The following is an 18,195-nucleotide window of genomic DNA, read 5'->3' on the forward strand; positions in this document are numbered from 1 at the left end:
TCCATAATCTATATCAAAATCTTACTAGCAACGCCGATAATGGCACTATTTGAACGAAGTATATATGGAGAATTTAGAGCAAATTTAATTCTTATTTTATCTCTTTCATTTTGACTAAATCCACCTTCTGGCCCGATAAAAAGCATCTCTTTGCCCTCATATCCAGATAAACTCGCCCCACCAAAATCAATAAGCGCTATATCGCTTTTATAAGCTAAAAGCTCATCAATACTATTGAAAACCACAATCTCCATGATAGAATTTCTACCACACTGCTGAGAACTACTAATTAAAATCCGCTCTAATCGCTCTAAATTTATCTTAATATTTCGCTGGGAAAACTCACAATATACTAAATTTAAACGCCCTACACCAAGCTCGTTTAGACTTGGCAAGCTCTTTTCTATTACGCTAGGATCAACTACTGCCCACGCTAGCTCAAATTTATGCTCTACAAAAGGGATTAATGATTTAAACACTAATTCCAAGCTAGCTCGCCTTCTATCCATACTAATAATCTCATAAATATAGCTATATCCATCTTTTAAATTTCTTATATCTACTCTTTTACCTTGAGTCAATCTAAGAGCTTTTAAATGGCTAAAGCTATCGCCATCAATATCTATATTCTCGCTTCCAGCACCAGCATGATATATAAATTTCATAATACAATTCCAATAAATGTCCCAAATCCAACAATAGCTATTTCACAAAATATTTTTATAGCCATAAATTTCTTAAATTTACCAAATTCCTTATTAACCCTTACTGCTTTTAACCGCTTAAACCCAATCACACCAAGCGGAATTAATCCTATCCAGCATACAATCATTACCCAAATCGATAAACTCATACTAAAGTGTAAAATAGCCAAATTTAGCATTCCAGTAAAAAATATAAATGCCATAAAAACATAATAAGTCGGTAAGAAAAGCATAAGTCTTTTAATATAACCAAATTTAGCTGTATCACCGATAAACACAAGCCCTAGATGAACTACAAGCAAAGCTAAAAGTATCTTTATAAATACAAGGTGTAAGCTAGCACTAAGCGCATATGTCTCAATCATTCTGCTACCGGCATTGGTGGAAAGTCGCTATCAATTGTTGCATTACCATCGCTTTTAGCAATTGGCACATCTGGTGGTGGAATTTCTATAGCGTCATTTTTATTAGTTTGTGATGCTTTATCCTCACAACCACAAAAGCTAACAATTAATAAAATTATCAAGGATAATTTTCTCATTAACACTCCTTTGGATTTATAAATTTATTGCCATTTTTAAGCTGTTCGTAAAAATCAAAATCATTCCACTCATTTTTAATCTCATCGCTAAAGATTATCTCATCTAAATTTATAAGCCCCATTTTTGTGCTATATGCATCCTCTCTAAAACACTGCGCATAACCAGTAGCTGTTTCATGCACAATAATACTATAAAGCTCTACACCTTTTTCACCATTTTGCATAACACACTGACTAAGTAGCTTATCAATTAATACAAAAAATATACGGCTAAAATGTTCAGCACTTGGGTTATATGGAAGCTCTATCCAGCGTTTAGAATGCTTTTTCATATCATTTTTATACTTATCGCTATCTTTTGCATATAATGTGGTCGTGTGATCAAAACTATCAATAATCATTCTAATGTGCTGTTTCATAAGCCCAAAATCATACACCATTCCAGCAGCATCAAGATAATCAGACTTTAATAACACCTCACATCTATAGCTATGACCATGAATACTCTCCTTGCAGCGCTTAGAACTACAAAATCTTACGATATGTGCATTTTCAAAATCATAAATTTTTCTAATTATCATACATTAAACTCCATTTAAATCATTCCAAATTCGAATATGCAATCTATCGCTATAATTAAATCCATTTTCTATACATAAATTTACTACATTTTTAGCGTTGTATTCTAGCTCATTTTGGTCTCTTGCTAAAGGCATACACCAAACCTCGCCATTTTGTAAAGCTAAAATTTCTTTAATTTCATCAATCTGCTCACCAGTAGTTACAAATTTATAAAAACAACTAGCATTGCTAAATAGTGATTTTAACGCTTTTTTATTAATTCTTTTATGGGCTGGTTCACCACTTAGGGCTAATTTTACACTTACAGCAAAAGTGCATTTTTTATATATTGGAAATTTAGCAAAATCAACATCAATTGTTCCATTTGTCTCAAACTGTACGCTAAATCCCACACTAATAGCATATTCAAGAAACTTAAGCAAATCACGGTCGCTATAATAGATAAGCGGCTCGCCACCAGTGATAATGATTAAAGGTTTATGTTTTAACCCAAGAAGTAAGCTAATTAAACGCTGAGAGTCAAATTTTTCATACTCAAAATGCGATGATTGTGCGGCTCTAATAGTATCGCACCCTAATAACATCTCTCCAGTTTTTGGTGAGCGAAGAGAACAACCAAACCCAACACATTTAAGATTACATCCACCAAGACGGATAAAAAATGCATTTTTACCTTGAAATTTTCCCTCGCCCTGAATCGAACTAAAATACTCAACAATCTCAACCATATTATCCACCAGTTTGATAAAATGCCCTACTTGAGATCTCGCCTTTACCGTCATTTTCCCATTTGTTCTTCTCAGGTTTTGCATCTAAGACAGCTTTTAAAATCTCTCTAGCTTTTGTATAATCTCTAGCTCTCATAGCTTCTTTTATGCTTTGACCATCTTCATAGTATAAACATGGAATTAAAAGCCCATCAGCACTTAGGCGTAAGCGGTTGCAACTAGCACAAAAATCATGCTTATGTGGATCAATTATTCCAAATTTATACCCATCGCTGGTTTCAAATAGGCTTGAAGGGCTATTTGGGCTTTTTGTAATCTCTTTTATGCTATACTTTTTAGATAATATTTCTAAAATATCATCCTTTTTAAGTCCCTTTAAATCACTAGCAGCGTGGGTATTTTCCATAAATTCGATATAACGAATTTGAGCATTTTTGCTTTTTGCAAACTCTAAAAGTTCTATTAACTCTCCATCATTTACTCCACGCAAAGCAACAGTATTTAGCTTTATTGCAAATCCTTCATTTACTGCCTCATCAATTCCGGCTAAAACATAGCTTAAAACTTCCTTTCTAGCTAGAAAATTGGCCTTTTTAGCATCTAAAGTATCAAGCGATATATTTAATCTTTTTAATCCAGCCTCCCTTAACTCTTTAGCTTTTTGCTTTAAATAATATCCATTTGTCGTCATCGCTAAATCAAGACCTGGCTTATAATCATTTATCATTTTAACAAATTTTTGAATATCTTTTCTTACTAGCGGCTCACCACCTGTGAGTCTAACCTTTTTTACTCCATTATCAAGGCAAATTTTAACAAATTCAAACATCTCTTCGTAGCTTAAGATATTATCCCTACCAATGTTATTAAATTGATTATCTTCTGGCATACAATATCTGCATTTAAAATTACATAGCTCAGTTACAGAAATTCTTAAATAATCAATCACTCGACCAAATTTATCAACTAGCATTACATCTCTTTTTTAAATTTCAAAATCATCGTAACTTGTCCTACGCCTAGTTGAAGATCTTTAGCAATCATCTCAGGACTTTTTCCAGCCCTATACATCTCAACTACCTTGCTCTCATTGCTTACTTCAAAACTTGGCGGTGTAATTTTGCTTATACTTTTAGTTCGTTCTTCAAGGTTGTATAATCTATCTAATTGATCATCTTTTATCTCATTTACAGATTGTTCTATTATGCGAACATTTTCTATTATTGGAGCGATTTTATGACTTAATCCTTCGCTAATTTTAATATCAATTTGATGCTCTATCTGACTCATATCAACTGGATTTTGTAGCACTGGTGGCGGAGTTTGTGCTAATTCTGTTAGTTGTTTTTTGAGCTGATAATTCTCTTTTATTAGACCCTCTATTGCTAATTCAAATTTAGCAAATTTTAGATTTACTTGCTTATCTCTTAGCCAAAATATCGCTCCAAACACACCCAATAATAGCGCAAATGCTACATAAAGTAATAACTCATTGCTCACTATTTTTAACCTTCCTTATCTCTAATCTCTCGCTCTCAGCTACAAAAGCGTTCCACTCACGCTCATTACCTCTTGAAATTTTTAAAATCTTAGCACACTTTGGCGTAATTGCTTTAAAATATACCATAACTTCACGCTTGATAAATAATGGCAAATTTACTCTAGCAAAATAACTAGTCCCAATTTCTAAACAATCTTTATCAAATTCAAATCCCTCATATCCGATTTTACTAGTATCAAGGCAAAATTTAAGTGGCTTTGGTGGAGTGTGCTGATTTTTAATGATATTTGATAACTCTTCTACTTTTTTATATAGTTCAACTAAAAGCTTTATAGTTAGCGGATCGCTATTCTCACCTTCACCCCTAGCCATCTCGATGCTTAGCCACTCATCGATATTGCTCCTACTTTGATTAAACTCACTCTCGTGCGCCCCATCCATATCGGGTTCAAACTCAATCTCAACCCTACTACTAATCAATCTAAAATCTACCATAAACTCACCAATACAAAGATAAAAAATATAATCCCTAAATAGCCATTTAAAGTAAAAAATGCTCTATCAATCTTACTAAAATCTCGTCTAACAATTCTATGTTCAAGATATAAAATAATTCCACTAACTGCTACACCTATAAATCCTATTATTCCAAGCTTTGCACTAATAGCAAAAAGTAGCCAAAAAAGTATTGTAAGAAAATGAAAAAGAGCACAAATAAACATCGAAGCCTGCGCCCCATAAATACTAGGAATACTAAATAATCCCATTTTTTTATCATAATCCATATCTTGCAAAGAGTATAAAATATCAAATCCGGCCACCCAAAAGACAACCCCACAAGATAACAAAATTACCCACAAAGGTATATCAGCAAGCACTGCAATAGCCCCAGCAATTGGTGAGAGCCCAAGACATATCCCAAGAACTACATGTGCAAGGCTAGAAAATCTTTTAAAGTACGAATATGCTCCTAGAATTGCTAAAATCGGAAAGCTTAACCAAAATGCAAGTGAATTTATAAAATATGCTACAACTACAAAAATTAATGCGTTTAACCAAATAAAGATTAATAAATTTTTACTGCCAATTCTACCATCTACACTTGGACGAGAAGCGCAACGTGGATTATCTTTGTCAATATCTCTATCTAGATAACGATTTGCTCCCATAGCAAAATTTCTGGCACTAACTGCACAAAATAACCCCAAAATCAACAATTCAAAACCAAACCAAACCGAACCATTTGCACTTTTTGAAGCTACAATCATTGCTACAAAGATAAATGGCAAGGCAAAAACAGAATGTTTAAATACAATTAATTCATTAATATCTTTTAAAATTTGTATAAATTTCGCCATATTTTTCCTTTAAGTTATTATTTTAGCAAAATTTATCTAAATTTTGATTGATAAATAGCTATTTTAAGCAATTTAAGGTGATGGTTTAGATAAAATATACAAAAATAAAGAGTGTAAAATGTTTTATGAATTTGCAATTATTGGCACTACTGCAAGTGGAAAAAGCGACTTAGCTATTAAGGTTGCAAGAGAGCTTGATGGAGTGATTTTAAGTCTTGATTCATTATGCCTATATAAAGAAATTAATATCGCTAGTGCTAAGCCAAGTAGCGATGAGTTAGCTCTTGTTAAGCATTTTGGAATTGATATAGCTAGTCCTAATGATGAGTTTTGCGTAGGGGATTTTATCGCTGAATATAAGCAAGCTTTAGCATATGCAAAAAATCTAGATATTCCATTAATAATTACTGGTGGAAGTGGGTTTTATCTAAAAGCTATGCTAAGTGGCCTAGCGCCTAAAACAAAGTCAATCAAAATAGATATAAGTGATGATGAAATTTGGAATTTAGCAGTAAAAATTGATAGCGAATTTTGCTCTAAATTTAGCAAAAATGATAAATTTCGCCTACACAAATGGTATCAAATTTACACCCAAACTAGCGCCATTCCATCGCAATGGCTACGAGATAACACAAGCCAACCGGTGATTAAAAACTTACCAATTTTTGAATTAGTTTGGGATAAAATAGAACTAATAGAACGCATAAAAATCCGCACCAAAAATATGCTACAAAATGGCCTAATAGATGAGGCTGAGTATCTATTTAAACACTATAATAACTCTTTAAAACCGCTTAATTCCATTGGTCTAAAAGAGTGTAAAGAGTATTTAAATGGCAAGATTAATCTAAATGAACTAGAAAATCTAATAATTATTCATACCACTCAGCTAGCTAAACGTCAAAGAACATTTAATAAAGGCTTTGATAGTATAAAACTTGATGGAAAAAATCTAGATTTAAGTGTGGTTTTAACTCAAATCAAATCGCTAAATTCCATCAACTAATAACTTTTGCTCAGTGCAAAGCCCACGCCACTGGCTATCACCTGCAATCTCTAAGCATTCATTTATATATTTAGCTGCTTCTTTTAAATTATTTTGCGAGATTTCAATTTGAGCTATTTTATGCAAGGCCCTAGCACGGTTATGCGGTTTTAAATTTAGCGCAAAAATCTCCTCAAGCTCATTTTTTGCCTCTTGAAGTTTTGACCTTGCAACTAAACTATCTATATATATAAAATTTGCTTCTGGGCTAAATGTATTAATATTTAGCTTTTTTTGTAAATTTAACACTTTTATAGCATAATCTACTGCGATTTGATTTCCTTGTTGATTAGCATAATGCATAGCAGTATCATAAGCCTCAATCAACATCAAATCAATACCTCTTTTCCCATCTAAGGTTTTAAGCGCAGATGTAGCCTCATCAAATCTATTAAGCTTTAAAAGTGAATAAAATCTATATATAATCGCCTCACTTGGATCACTATATGGCACTTTGCTAGCTAGCTCAACAGCCTTAAAGCTAGTATCGATAGCATTAGTATAACGAGTAATTTTATAATTTATTTTAGTAAAATTATTTAACCAAACAACACGATTATTTAAATTTGGCTCATTAAGATGTTGTTCGGCTAAATTATATGCTTGAGTATAGCGCCTCATTCTATCATAGCAGTTAAATAATTTTAGTTTATCAGAAATTTTATCTTCTAACCCATATTCATCTATTAAAGCTATAAGATCTATACAATCTGAGTTTTGATTGCGGTTATTGGCTAAATTTAATGCTGCAGCATTCATTACATCAGCAACCTTACTCTCATTTAAATCAGCTATAAGACCACGCAATTTTAAAATATCGCCATATTTTTTCTCTTTAAAGCTTAAATCAACTTCAGCCTTAAGAGCCATTTTAGCTAACTCTTGTCCAGGATAACGCTCTAGCAAATCAGCATAGTGAGCGTGTTTTTCTTCGCTGCTTGTATTTGGCAAATCAAAAAATAGAGCATCTATAGCCTTATCTATTTCGCTAGTAAATTCATTATCAGGATACTCTTTTTTATATCTTTTTAAATATTCATGAGCGCTCACAGGGTCGCTTCCACGAACTAGTGTAGTACCTAAGCGACGAAGGCTAATTTCATAATGTCCATCATGTAAGGTTGAATCTTCAAATATCACTCTATAAAGCTTGGAGGCTGTATCAAATAGGCCATTAGCACGTAATTCATCAGCAACCTCTATACTATAATCTTTATTATCTAAAATATATTTTGAATTTGCCGTAACAACTCTATCGATATAATGCGCTGCTTCAGTAAATCTTTGCTGCGAAAGATAAATTTTAACTAGCTTTAGCGAGGCTTCACTAGCAATATCTGGATCATTTGAGCTATATAAAACATCTTCATAAAATCTCATTCCATCGCCTAGTTTGCCTTGGGCTACTAAATAATCAGCATAACCCATAATTGCTCGCTTGGTCCATTGATCTTCACTATATTCAGTCATTAACATATCTAGTATATACTCTGCATCTTCACGCAAATCGCTATTTAAATGTGCCATCATATTGATGTATAAAACCTCAGGATAATTTCTATCAGAACCATTAAATCTCATCCATAATTTGGCTGAATCTATAATAGTTTGATTAATTTTTTGAGTAGATTGGTACTCTGCTTCTTGGATTACTAGCTTATCCATAGCACGAATTTGATATAGCAAAAACTCTCCTAAGAATATACTATCTGGGTGCATATTCATCGCTTTTTGACTCTCAAAAATAACCTCTCTATAACCTTTACGCTCATAGCTCTTTTTAATCGAGAGATATATACCCATATCGCCATTTTCGTTATATGTAATTGGTTCTTTATTTAAATCTAAAGCACCTACACTTGGATGTATTAAATTTGGATATTTTATAGGAAAATTTATCCCATTAATATAGCTAGTATCTAATTCATTAAGGTGTTTATTTATATTAATAGTAAAATGTTTTGAATGGCTATCTTTATCAGCTTTAGCATTATGCGAATCAAATAGTTTATTACTTGCATTAAAGATTCTAGAGGACATTTTGGGCTGAATAACCACTGTAAATCCATCGCTTACAGGATGGAAACTAATTCTAGCAAATGGTAAATCTTGATTTTTTAAATTCTTTTCAAATTTAGCAAAAACCTTACAACTATATACTTTATTCTCTTCATTATTGCGTTCTTCGCAAATTATCTCCTTATCATCTTGAAGATGGATTATATAGTATGAATCGCCATGATACTTACCAGCATTTATACTTAATGTAAAAGCATGCAAACTAACACAAAAAAACAGGAAAAAAATTACACATCTCATATGCTTATTATATCACAAGTAAATTGAGCTTAAGCTTGAACGAGGGCTAATTTTTAGCTCTTTTGATTGGGTAAATTTATTTTTTTTAAATTTTGCCAATCCAGCTCTTGCTATCATAGCAGCATTATCACTACAAAATTCCATTGGTGCTACTAGTAAATTTATATCAAATTTATCACACAACTTAAGAAGCATACTGCGTAGATATATATTTGCGCTTGCTCCGCCTACTACGCCTAGATTTTTAAATTTATATTCTATACAAATCCTATTAAGCTTATCTATAATATGTTCACATGCAGCCCTTTCAAATCCAGCTGCGATATCGGCAAAATCAATATCTTGGCTGTTATTTGCTACACTCTTTTCTATTTCTAATCTAACTTGATTTTTAAGCCCTGAAAAGCTATATTCTAATCTTTTATCACCCTTTAATGGAATAGTAAATTTATATCTATGACTATTTGATTGTTTAGCTAAATTCTCAATTGCCACTCCACCAGGATAACCTAGCCCCATCATTTTAGCAACCTTATCAAAACTCTCGCCAAAGCTATCATCGCCAGTCGAAGCTAGTGTGGTAATATCTCCATTTTCATCAACATATAAAATCATAGTATGGCCACCACTAACTAATAAAACACCAAGAGGCAGCTGTTCAGATTCTTCTAAAAATAGCGAAAAAATATGTCCTACTAGGTGGTTTACCTCAATTAATGGCAAATTCAATCCAATAGCAAGTGCTTTTGCTACACTTACTCCACCAACAAGACTTACACTAAGACCGGGTTGATTTGTTACTGCAATTGCTTTAATATCCTTAAAATATGGCTGAATCTCTTTAATCAAATTTGGTAATGCTGCAGTATGAAGTCTTGCAGCTAGCTCAGGCACAACACCGCCATATTTGCTATGTTCTAATTCTTGGCTAATTTTTTTATGATATTTTAGCTCTAAATCTAAACCCAAAAGTGCTACTGAACTATCATCACAACTACTCTCAATCCCTAAAATCACTTTACAAACTCCACCAAAATCATACCAATAAATTTATCTTTTGAGTCTGTCTCTTCATAAAATTCAACCCTATAAATTGACTCATCTTTATCCATAGAAAAGCGTGATTTTATCATATCTTTACTAATTTTTATACCGCTTTCATCTACTGGGGTTGTGCCATAGCCTATTATATTGGTTCTCACCCCATCTCTTTTGATTATCTCAAAGCTATTTTTAGCACTAATTTTTTGTCCTAAAATTACAAATTTAGGCTCTCCTTCATCTATGCGAATTTCAATTTCATTAATCAAATTTGAATACTCAAAAAACTGCGGCGTAAATCTTGTTACAATCTTATTGCCATAATGGATATTATATTCATCTTTATTTTTAGTAAGAGCAACTAAAGCATTATCACAATCAAACTCTAGCTCACCATCATTTGAAAGCGGAATATAACCTAAGCGAGATTTTGGCGAATAAAACATAAACTTTCCGCACACTAAAACAGATAAATCCTCATCAAGCGCCTTTTTAACGCCTTGCGGTGTTAGCTCAAATTTACGCTTAAATTCGATCCCAGCTAGCTTTAAATACTCTTCTACTGCAATTAAGTGATAATAAACTCTCTCATGCACCGGCAAGGTTTTACTCGCTTCATTTGCATATGCTGCCTTACCATTTTTTATCGCAAAATATGAAAGGCTCTTTAACATCTCTTTATCACCTTTGGCTGTATGCGTGTTGCGTAAATGGTATGTATGCTTTGGATCTAAAAGGTGCTTATTTAACTCTTTTACTACCTTATTTGCAGTAACTTCTAAATCGCCATATATAACATTTGGCAGAGTTGCTTGGTCAATAATAGCAATATTTCCCCAGCGATTTGGATTCATCATTTTATTTATATATTTTGGACGATAAAAACCACTTCCATCGTGCAAATTTATAAGCATAGTAATATTAGGTTGTAAAACCAAAGATTTAATCTGTTCTACTATATCTTTTTCAGGGTCTTTATCTGAAAGTGTATCAAATTTGCGATTCATATCTCCATTTATGCCACGAGATTTTTTAATAATGCTTGGCATATTTAAATTTGGCACTACATATAGCGATCCTGATGTAATCTCATATCCACGAGCTAATAAATTAGCAGACATAAATCCACCTGGTTCATCGCCTTGAATTCCGCCAGTTACAAGTACAGTATTGTTATTATCAATACCAAGTTTTATTAAAGAAAACTCGCCATAAGCATAACTAGCAAATATAAAAATAGTTAAAAATGCAATAATTTTACGCAATATAATTCCTTTAATTTCTCATATTTTAATAATTTTTTGTTAAAAATTGATAAAATTTAACTAATATATCTATGTTTTATATACTCTCTTACTTTTTGATTTATCTCGATTACAGACTCTAAGCTATCTAGTTTAAAACAAGAAAATCTATCCAAAGCATCAAAAATCGCACTACTAATGGAGTTAAATTTAACCTTCTTACTTAAAAATCCTGCTACTATTTCATCATTTGCAGCATTTATAATTGCACCAATTTGTGGATTTTGCAAGAGATTATCTTTTAAACTAAAAGCCCTATATCGCTCTAAATCAATTGGCTCAAGAGTTATATTTTGTAATTTTGCAATATCTAAATTTTCAATAATTCTTTGATTATTAAGACCTATGGCATGAGCAATAGCTAATCTCATATCTGGCTTTGATATATGCGCAGTTGTAGAGCCATCTTTAAATTCGATAAGTGCGTGAATTAAAGACTTTCTTTCTATATATGCTTCTATATTTTGGCATCCATATAGCCAAAACGCTTCAATAATCTCAAATAGCTTATTTACCATTGTAGCGCTATCAATAGTAATCTTTGCCCCCATATTCCAATTAGGATGTTTTAATGCATCTTCTACACTAGCATCTTTTAAACTAGAAATATCACGCCCATAAAAGGCACCACCACTTGCTGTAATAATCAATCTATGTAGCTTTGGGCGATCTTTTAGCAAAAATTTCAGTCCAAAATGCTCACTATCAATTGGCGCAATCTTTGAACAATCTAAGAATTGCCCACCAGCTACAAGACTCTCTTTATTTGCCAACGCTAGATCAAATCCCAACTTTAAAGCCATCACACTAGGCACTAATCCATCAAATCCTACAAAAGCATTTATAAGTTTTAAGCCATGACTTTGCTCATCACATGCTATTAAAAATTTCTCTATTCCATCTTTTTTGCTAAAAACAAATTTGTGATTTACCAAAGGTTTTAAGCTATCATCATCTATATATACTAATTTTGGAGAAAATTCCTCTATTTGTGCATTTAATACTTTAAGGCTACTTTTACATGCTAAAGCATCGACTTTTAAGTTATACTCTTTGGCTAAATTTAATGCATTTAGACCGATACTTCCACTGCTACCAAGAATTATCATACAAGCACCATATACATCGCCAAGACGCCAAATAGATATCCATCCATTCTATCTAATAATCCACCCTGTTCACCTAGTATTACACCACTATCTTTAACGCCTGCTAAACGCTTTAAATAACTCTCAAATAGATCTCCAAATATCCCAAAAATTACCACACTAACTGAACATAAAATAACAATTAAAAAGTCTATATCCATCAAAAATAACCCAGCAGCCACACCAAATACAGACCCAATCACAAATCCGCCTACAACACCTTCAAGAGTCTTATTTGGGCTTGAAGCACTAAAATTTCTTTTGCCAAAAAATTTTCCTATAAAATAGGCCCCACTATCACTAGCCACCACGCTAAAAATAAGCCAAAATAGTGCCGCAATTCCATAACTTTGATAAATTGCAAAGAGTATAAACATTGGTGCAGTTGGATATATAAATGGCAAAATTATCTTTAAATTCTCATTTTTAGTATATGCTAAAACACTAGCTACTACAATCAAATTTAGAAGTATTATCTTAAAAATATCTTGAATTCCACCAATAAAAGGTAGTAGTGTAAAAAATGCCACTGCAATCACTGCAAGCGACTTTTCCTTAAGTCCATAAAGCTTTAGACTCTCTAGCACAGCAATAGCCAAAAGTACGCCAAAAATAGCAAAATTTAGCCAAAAAATATCTAGCACCACAACTGCCAAAAACGCCGCAAACAAAGCGACCCCAACAAAAATTCTCTTTTTCATAAACAATCCTTAAAAGCTGTGATTTTACCCAAATTTAGCTAAAATTTAACCAAATTTAGTTGATGAATTTGGCTACTGTTTGACGCTTATTATATGTATCAAAATATTTTATCTCAACCTTTCCAGCCCTATTTGGTAGCTTACATTGCAAAGCCCACTGCCTTACTACTCTATCTAGTAAACTGCTAACTCCATCAATGCGACAGCTCTCTATCCTCTCTCCATCAAAACTTACTATAACATTACTTGTGCCAGCTCCATAAATATATGCCCCAAGCATTCCACGCTTAGCTACTACAATATCTATTTTGCTAATATCTCCAGCTTGTAATGCTATACAAAAAAGCGCTAAAAATATATATCTCATATTACACCACTATATCTAATCTTTTAAACTCAATCCCATCCATTTCATCAAATTCGCCATCATTACTCTCATCAAGCTCAAATTCATCGCTTTCTTTATCATTGTGCTTTGGCTTGTGATTTTGCCCATTTAAATCCTCTTTTTGCGTCTGTTTTTCATGCTCATTTTCTGGATCAATTCTGTAGCTCTCCTCAGTTGGGCGAGTTTCTTCGATCTCTTTTTTCTTTTCAGCTGACGCTGCAGCATTCATTGCTATTTGCATATCTAACTTAGATTGAAAATCGCTTTGTACTGATGCTGCAACTGGAGCATTTTGATTTACATATACCATACTTGCTACTGGACCTATTGCCATGATTTTACCTTTTATTTTTATATATTCTACCAAATAGATCGGCAAAATTTGTAAATATTTGCAAATTTAGCGCTCAAAATTAATAAAAAAATGTTAATATTAAAGCCATTACTTATAAAAGGAAAAATATGAAAATAGTATGTCTAGATGCTGATACATTAGGTAATGATGTAGATTTAGATGCTGTATTTGGCAAATTTGGTGAGTTTGTTAGCTATAATATGACTGAGGCTAATCAAACAGTTCAAAGACTTCAAAATGCAGATATAGTATTAACAAATAAAGTATTAATTACAAAAGATGTTATTGCTCAAACAAATTTAAAATTAATCTGCGTAACCGCAACAGGGGTAAATAATATCGATTTAGAAGCTGCAAAAGAGGCTAATATTCCAGTTAAAAATGTAGCTGGCTACTCTACAAATAGCGTAGCTCAACAAACTTTTGCCAATATCTTAGCCATTAGAAATAGTACAAGCTACTATGAAAACTATGGCAAAAATAGCGATGGTTGGGCAAAAAGTCCAATATTTGTAAATTTAGATAGACCAATTTTCGAACTTAGCGGTAAAAGATTTTGCGTAGTTGGTCTTGGCACAATCGGTCTTGAAATAGCTAAAATCGCTCAAGCTTTTGGTTGCGATGTTTGCTACTATTCAACAAGTGGAAACAACTCAAATAGCAAATTTAAAAGAGTAAGCTTTAAAGAGGCTTTACAGTGCGATATAATAAGCATTCACGCTCCATTAAATGAAAATACAAAAAATCTATTTGATGCTAATGCCCTAAACCAGCTAAAAGATGGCGCAATGCTTGTAAATAGCGGTCGTGGCGGTATAATAGATGAGGAAAAAATCGCCCAAATTATAGATGAGCGTGAAATTTATTTTGTTACTGATGTGCTTGAAAAAGAGCCAATTAGAGCCGATCATCCTTTATTAAAAGTAAAAAATAAAGATAGATTAATGATTACTCCACATATTGCGTGGGCAAGTGTAGAAGCTAGAAGAAAATTAATCGAGCTAAGTGCTAAAAATATAGAAGATTTCATAAAGGGGTAAAAATGGCTGATGAACATAGCTTTGATATAAGTGCAAGTGTCGATATGATGGAGGTCAAAAACGCTCTAGAAGTAGCTAAAAAAGAGGTTGCAAATAGGTTTGATTTTAAAGGGTTAAAGGCTGAAATTGAGCTAAATGAAAAAGATAAAACCATTACTCTTTTAAGCTCTAGCGACTCTAAAATAGATGCGCTAAAAGATATAGTAATAAGCAAATTAATCAAACGAGAAATACCACCAGTTGCACTTAGCGAAAAAAGCAGAGAAAACGCAAGTGGCGGTAATACAAAATGCATACTAAAACTAAATGATACCCTTGATAGCGATAATGCTAAAAAAATTACAAAAGCGATAAAAGAGGCTAAAATCAAGGTAAATGCATCAATTAGAGGTGATGAAGTAAGAGTAGTAAGCAAGTCAATTGATGAGCTTCAAAATACAATAAAGCTAGTAAAAGGTTTAAATTTAGAACTACCACTAAGCTTTAAAAATCTAAAATAAAGAGGTTAAAATGAAATTTAAAAAATTTATCACAGCATTTTTACTTTTACTAGCAGTAGGGGCAAATGCTATCACTGAAGGTAAAGAGTATATCAAACTACCTTCTCATGCGCAGTTTAAAGATACTCAAAATAGCGTTATAGAGATCTTTAGCTATGGATGTATTCACTGCTATAATCACTTTAGGGCTGGGACACTAAAGTTTATATCTGAAATCCTGCCGGATCTTAAATATGATGAGTGGCAAGTGCGTCAAATGGGCGAATTTGGTTTTGTGATGAGCGAGGTTTTAGGCTATGCTAAGAGCATAGATGAGAAAAATAGAATAAATAGCCTAAGTGCAAAATCGAATTTTCATCAAGTATTAAAAGGCTTTTTTGAAGATGCTTTTGTAAATAAAAAAATATATAAAAATGGCGAAGAATTCTACCAAAGAGCTGTAAGCATTTTAAAAGCAAATGGGGTGAAAAATGCTAGCATACAATCTATCTTAGATTACGCAGATTCAAATGAGGGTAAAGAGTATGCTAAATTAACTAACCAAGCTTTAGAGGTAGCTAAAATTAGCGGTACTCCTGGATTTATAGTAAATGGTAAATACCTTATCAATATTGAACACATAAATAGCCAAGAAGAGCTAGTAGAGGTAATATCTGAGCTTATAAAATTAAAATAAAGTTAAATTTAATATTTAATTTAAAATATCTGCTATAATTTGCGATTTAAATCAATTTTAAAGAGTTATAGCAGATGAAATCTCTCTCCATAGTCCAAAATTTAGCGCTCAAATATGCAAAATATTCGTTAAATAGATCTTTAAAAACTCAACTAAATTTAGATATATTACAAAATAGTAAAACCAAACTTCCAGATCCAAATATAAATTATATGCTATATGCGCATATACCATTTTGTCATACATTTTGTCCATATTGTTCATTTCATAAATATGCCTATGATGAAAACCTTGCTAAAGAGTATTTTAAAAATCTTCGCCAAGAAATGGAGCAAATCCATGAATTAGGATATAAATTTAACTCAATGTATGTTGGCGGTGGCACAACTCTTATAAATGAAGATGAGCTGATAAAAACCTTAGAGCTAGCCAAAAAGCTTTTTAATATAGATGAGATATCATGCGAGAGCGACCCAAGCCATATAAAACCTGCAAATCTTAAACGCTTTAAAGGATTAATTAGTCGGTTAAGTATTGGTGTGCAAAGCTTTAATGATGATATTTTAAAGCGTGTTGGCAGATATGAGAAATTTGGCTCAAGTGTTGATTTAGTAAATAAACTAAAAAATGCAATTAATATCTTACCGGTTACAAGTATAGACCTAATCTTTAACTTTCCAAATCAAACCAAAGATATGCTACTAAATGATATAAATCTAGCCAAAAGTATTGAAGCGCAGCAAATTACATTTTATCCGTTGATGAAATCAAATTTAACCAAAGACAAAATTGCTTCTACTTTAGGCAATAGTTACAAAGATAACGAGTATGAGTTTTACTCTATTATAGAGGAGAATTTCAAAGATTATCATAAAAATAACGCCTGGTCATACGCTAAAGAAAAATCTAGCCTAAATGATGAATATGTAAGCTCAAAACATGAGTATTTAGGAATTGGAAGTGGTGGATTTAGTTTTCTTGGTGGGGAGCTTTTTATCAATGCGTTTAATCTAAATAAATATAATGAAAAAATTCAAAACCAACAAAGTTCAGTAATTGCAAATTGCAAATTTAGCTCAAAAGAGCGGGTAAAATATCTATTTTTGACCGAAATTTTTAGTGGATTTATAGATATTGATAAATTTAATCAAACAAACAATATAAATCTATATAAAACTCTAAATTTAGAACTCAATCTCTTAAGGCTTGTTGGTGCGATAAAAATTCAAAACAACCATATAGAATCAACTCAATTTGGTAGATATTTATGGCTTAGCTTGATGAAGGAGTTTTATATCGGCATGGATAAGGTCAGAGCTATTTTCAAAGATGATGCAAAGCTTCAAAATAGCTCTAAAATAAATGTAATAAAGAGTCAAATTTAGATTATTTTATATATTTTATATTTGCTTTTACCTTTAATTTATTAAAATAATCCATTATAGCAATCTCTCTTTCTTGTTCTACCATTGCATTTACTACAGCTTGTTCTACTACTTCAAATGGCGGTAAAACTGAGCCACTTTTAGCTACTATATAAAATCTTTCTAACCCCATTGGTCCTTCTAAAATCGGTGTAAATTCACTATTTGGGGTAGTATTAAAGATATAAACTAACCCAGGAGCAATCTCAGATGAACTTAGACTTAAATTCTCTTTTTGCACTCCGTTTATTTTTGCTTTATAATCTTTAGCTTGCAAATTTAAAGCCTGTGGATCATTTGAAGTATAACGAATTAGGCTAACCTTATCAAATTGCAAAAACATTCCAGAATTATTTTCATAAAATCTTTTAGCATTTTGTGGAGTGATATTTTGGTTTGGAGTATTTAAAATTCCAGCATAAAGCTTCTCTTTTTTAATCGATATTTCCATATTTTCACGCATTTGTGTTTCACTTGTACCACGAGATTTTATAACTGATTTAAATGTTTCAACGCTCATTTTATTTGCACTGGCTAACTGGGCGATCTTTTGTTCTATTTCTAATTGACTTGCAGTTATATTTAGCTTTTTTATTTGAGCAAGCTCAAGTTTATCTTTTATTAGTAGATTTAGTGCAGCCTCTTTGTTTAGATTCATCTTAGTCATCGTAGTGTTTAGCTCATAAGTCGTAATAGGTTCATTATCTACAGTCGCAACTAAACCACCTACAAATCTAGCATCGGCACAAATAGCCAAAAATAGTGCTGTAAAAATTAAATTTTTTATCATATAAAACCTTTATTAAAGCAAATTTGAGCTAAAATTATATCCAAATTTAA

The 18,195-nt window shown here is 32.2% G+C and carries 22 protein-coding genes; 5 read left to right on the forward strand and 17 right to left on the reverse strand.

Annotated elements, in window-relative coordinates; all coding sequences use genetic code 11:
- Positions 1–8: 8 nt before the first annotated feature.
- Genes CIGNP85_RS05215 through mqnP form a run of 9 tightly spaced genes read right to left on the reverse strand, consistent with a single transcriptional unit; the run spans position 9 to position 5,414 of the window.
- Positions 9–665: a 16S rRNA (uracil(1498)-N(3))-methyltransferase gene (locus tag CIGNP85_RS05215; protein ID WP_086270161.1), complete on the reverse strand. Its 657-nt coding sequence runs from the start codon at positions 663–665 to the stop codon at positions 9–11.
- Positions 662–1,069 (reverse strand): hypothetical protein, encoded by a 408-nt coding sequence (locus CIGNP85_RS05220; protein ID WP_086287261.1) that lies wholly within the window; start codon positions 1,067–1,069, stop codon positions 662–664. Before CIGNP85_RS05220 ends, CIGNP85_RS05215 begins: the two co-directional genes overlap by 4 nt.
- Positions 1,066–1,245: a hypothetical protein gene (locus CIGNP85_RS05225; RefSeq protein WP_086225348.1), complete on the reverse strand. Its 180-nt coding sequence runs from the start codon at positions 1,243–1,245 to the stop codon at positions 1,066–1,068. Before CIGNP85_RS05225 ends, CIGNP85_RS05220 begins: the two co-directional genes overlap by 4 nt.
- Positions 1,245–1,826: a 6-pyruvoyl trahydropterin synthase family protein gene (locus CIGNP85_RS05230; RefSeq protein WP_086287263.1), complete on the reverse strand. Its 582-nt coding sequence runs from the start codon at positions 1,824–1,826 to the stop codon at positions 1,245–1,247. The genes CIGNP85_RS05225 and CIGNP85_RS05230 overlap by 1 nt, the downstream gene beginning before the upstream one ends.
- A gap of 3 nt (positions 1,827–1,829) precedes the next feature.
- The gene (locus CIGNP85_RS05235) at positions 1,830–2,555 is read right to left on the reverse strand and encodes a 7-carboxy-7-deazaguanine synthase QueE (protein WP_086225434.1); all 726 of its coding nucleotides are present in this window, start codon (positions 2,553–2,555) and stop codon (positions 1,830–1,832) included.
- Between the two features lies 1 nt (position 2,556).
- Positions 2,557–3,528 carry a GTP 3',8-cyclase MoaA gene (gene moaA / locus CIGNP85_RS05240; protein ID WP_086228294.1) on the reverse strand — a complete coding sequence of 324 codons (972 nt, stop codon included), beginning with the start codon at positions 3,526–3,528 and terminating at the stop codon, positions 2,557–2,559.
- Positions 3,528–4,055 (reverse strand): DUF6115 domain-containing protein, encoded by a 528-nt coding sequence (locus CIGNP85_RS05245; protein WP_086228295.1) that lies wholly within the window; start codon positions 4,053–4,055, stop codon positions 3,528–3,530. Before CIGNP85_RS05245 ends, moaA begins: the two co-directional genes overlap by 1 nt.
- On the reverse strand, positions 4,045–4,551 hold the full coding sequence (locus tag CIGNP85_RS05250) for a hypothetical protein (protein WP_086233406.1): 507 nt from the start codon (positions 4,549–4,551) through the stop codon (positions 4,045–4,047). The genes CIGNP85_RS05245 and CIGNP85_RS05250 overlap by 11 nt, the downstream gene beginning before the upstream one ends.
- Positions 4,545–5,414, reverse strand: coding sequence for a menaquinone biosynthesis prenyltransferase MqnP (gene mqnP / locus CIGNP85_RS05255; protein WP_086228297.1), 870 nt, complete (start codon positions 5,412–5,414; stop codon positions 4,545–4,547). The genes CIGNP85_RS05250 and mqnP overlap by 7 nt, the downstream gene beginning before the upstream one ends.
- A 118-nt stretch (positions 5,415–5,532) precedes the next feature.
- Between mqnP and miaA the strand changes: the two genes are divergently transcribed.
- Positions 5,533–6,420 carry a tRNA (adenosine(37)-N6)-dimethylallyltransferase MiaA gene (gene miaA / locus CIGNP85_RS05260; protein WP_086287265.1) on the forward strand — a complete coding sequence of 296 codons (888 nt, stop codon included), beginning with the start codon at positions 5,533–5,535 and terminating at the stop codon, positions 6,418–6,420.
- On the opposite strand, the gene CIGNP85_RS05265 is transcribed toward miaA, so the two are convergent.
- From CIGNP85_RS05265 to CIGNP85_RS05295, 7 genes are read right to left on the reverse strand one after another with little or no spacing between them, the layout of a single operon-like run.
- Positions 6,403–8,739, reverse strand: a complete 2,337-nt coding sequence (locus CIGNP85_RS05265) for a tetratricopeptide repeat protein (protein ID WP_086287267.1) — start codon at positions 8,737–8,739, stop codon at positions 6,403–6,405. The genes miaA and CIGNP85_RS05265 overlap by 18 nt on opposite strands.
- Before the next feature lie 51 nt (positions 8,740–8,790).
- On the reverse strand, positions 8,791–9,795 hold the full coding sequence (gene tsaD, locus CIGNP85_RS05270; protein WP_086234909.1) for a tRNA (adenosine(37)-N6)-threonylcarbamoyltransferase complex transferase subunit TsaD: 1,005 nt from the start codon (positions 9,793–9,795) through the stop codon (positions 8,791–8,793).
- Positions 9,792–11,084 (reverse strand): M99 family carboxypeptidase catalytic domain-containing protein, encoded by a 1,293-nt coding sequence (locus CIGNP85_RS05275; RefSeq protein WP_236845596.1) that lies wholly within the window; start codon positions 11,082–11,084, stop codon positions 9,792–9,794. Before CIGNP85_RS05275 ends, tsaD begins: the two co-directional genes overlap by 4 nt.
- 56 nt (positions 11,085–11,140) lie before the next feature.
- Positions 11,141–12,232 (reverse strand): 1-deoxy-D-xylulose-5-phosphate reductoisomerase, encoded by a 1,092-nt coding sequence (locus CIGNP85_RS05280; protein ID WP_086268070.1) that lies wholly within the window; start codon positions 12,230–12,232, stop codon positions 11,141–11,143.
- Positions 12,229–12,972, reverse strand: coding sequence for a phosphatidate cytidylyltransferase (locus CIGNP85_RS05285; protein ID WP_086241488.1), 744 nt, complete (start codon positions 12,970–12,972; stop codon positions 12,229–12,231). The genes CIGNP85_RS05280 and CIGNP85_RS05285 overlap by 4 nt, the downstream gene beginning before the upstream one ends.
- Before the next feature lie 55 nt (positions 12,973–13,027).
- A complete protein-coding gene (locus CIGNP85_RS05290; protein ID WP_086225337.1) occupies positions 13,028–13,339 on the reverse strand; it encodes a hypothetical protein in 312 nt (103 codons plus the stop codon).
- 1 nt (position 13,340) lies between these two features.
- The gene (locus CIGNP85_RS05295) at positions 13,341–13,694 is read right to left on the reverse strand and encodes a hypothetical protein (protein WP_086287270.1); all 354 of its coding nucleotides are present in this window, start codon (positions 13,692–13,694) and stop codon (positions 13,341–13,343) included.
- A 128-nt stretch (positions 13,695–13,822) separates the two neighbouring features.
- On the opposite strand from CIGNP85_RS05295, the gene CIGNP85_RS05300 reads away from it, so the two are divergent.
- The 4 genes from CIGNP85_RS05300 (at position 13,823) to CIGNP85_RS05315 (ending at position 17,316) form a co-directional block, all read left to right on the forward strand.
- Entirely contained in the window at positions 13,823–14,755 is a 933-nt protein-coding gene (locus CIGNP85_RS05300) for a D-2-hydroxyacid dehydrogenase (protein ID WP_086287273.1), read from the forward strand.
- 2 nt (positions 14,756–14,757) lie between these two features.
- Positions 14,758–15,255: a YajQ family cyclic di-GMP-binding protein gene (locus CIGNP85_RS05305; protein WP_086229409.1), complete on the forward strand. Its 498-nt coding sequence runs from the start codon at positions 14,758–14,760 to the stop codon at positions 15,253–15,255.
- A 10-nt stretch (positions 15,256–15,265) separates the two neighbouring features.
- Positions 15,266–15,931 (forward strand): disulfide isomerase, encoded by a 666-nt coding sequence (locus CIGNP85_RS05310; RefSeq protein ID WP_086287275.1) that lies wholly within the window; start codon positions 15,266–15,268, stop codon positions 15,929–15,931.
- A gap of 74 nt (positions 15,932–16,005) precedes the next feature.
- Positions 16,006–17,316, forward strand: a complete 1,311-nt coding sequence (locus CIGNP85_RS05315) for a coproporphyrinogen III oxidase family protein (protein ID WP_086253135.1) — start codon at positions 16,006–16,008, stop codon at positions 17,314–17,316.
- Between the two features lies 1 nt (position 17,317).
- Here CIGNP85_RS05315 and CIGNP85_RS05320 read toward each other — a convergent pair whose 3' ends face one another.
- A complete protein-coding gene (locus tag CIGNP85_RS05320) occupies positions 17,318–18,145 on the reverse strand; it encodes a SurA N-terminal domain-containing protein (protein WP_179187373.1) in 828 nt (275 codons plus the stop codon).
- Positions 18,146–18,195: the final 50 nt, after the last annotated feature.

Source organism: Campylobacter sp. P0085 (assembly GCF_002139495.1).
Taxonomy (GTDB): Bacteria; Campylobacterota; Campylobacteria; order Campylobacterales; family Campylobacteraceae; genus Campylobacter; species Campylobacter devanensis.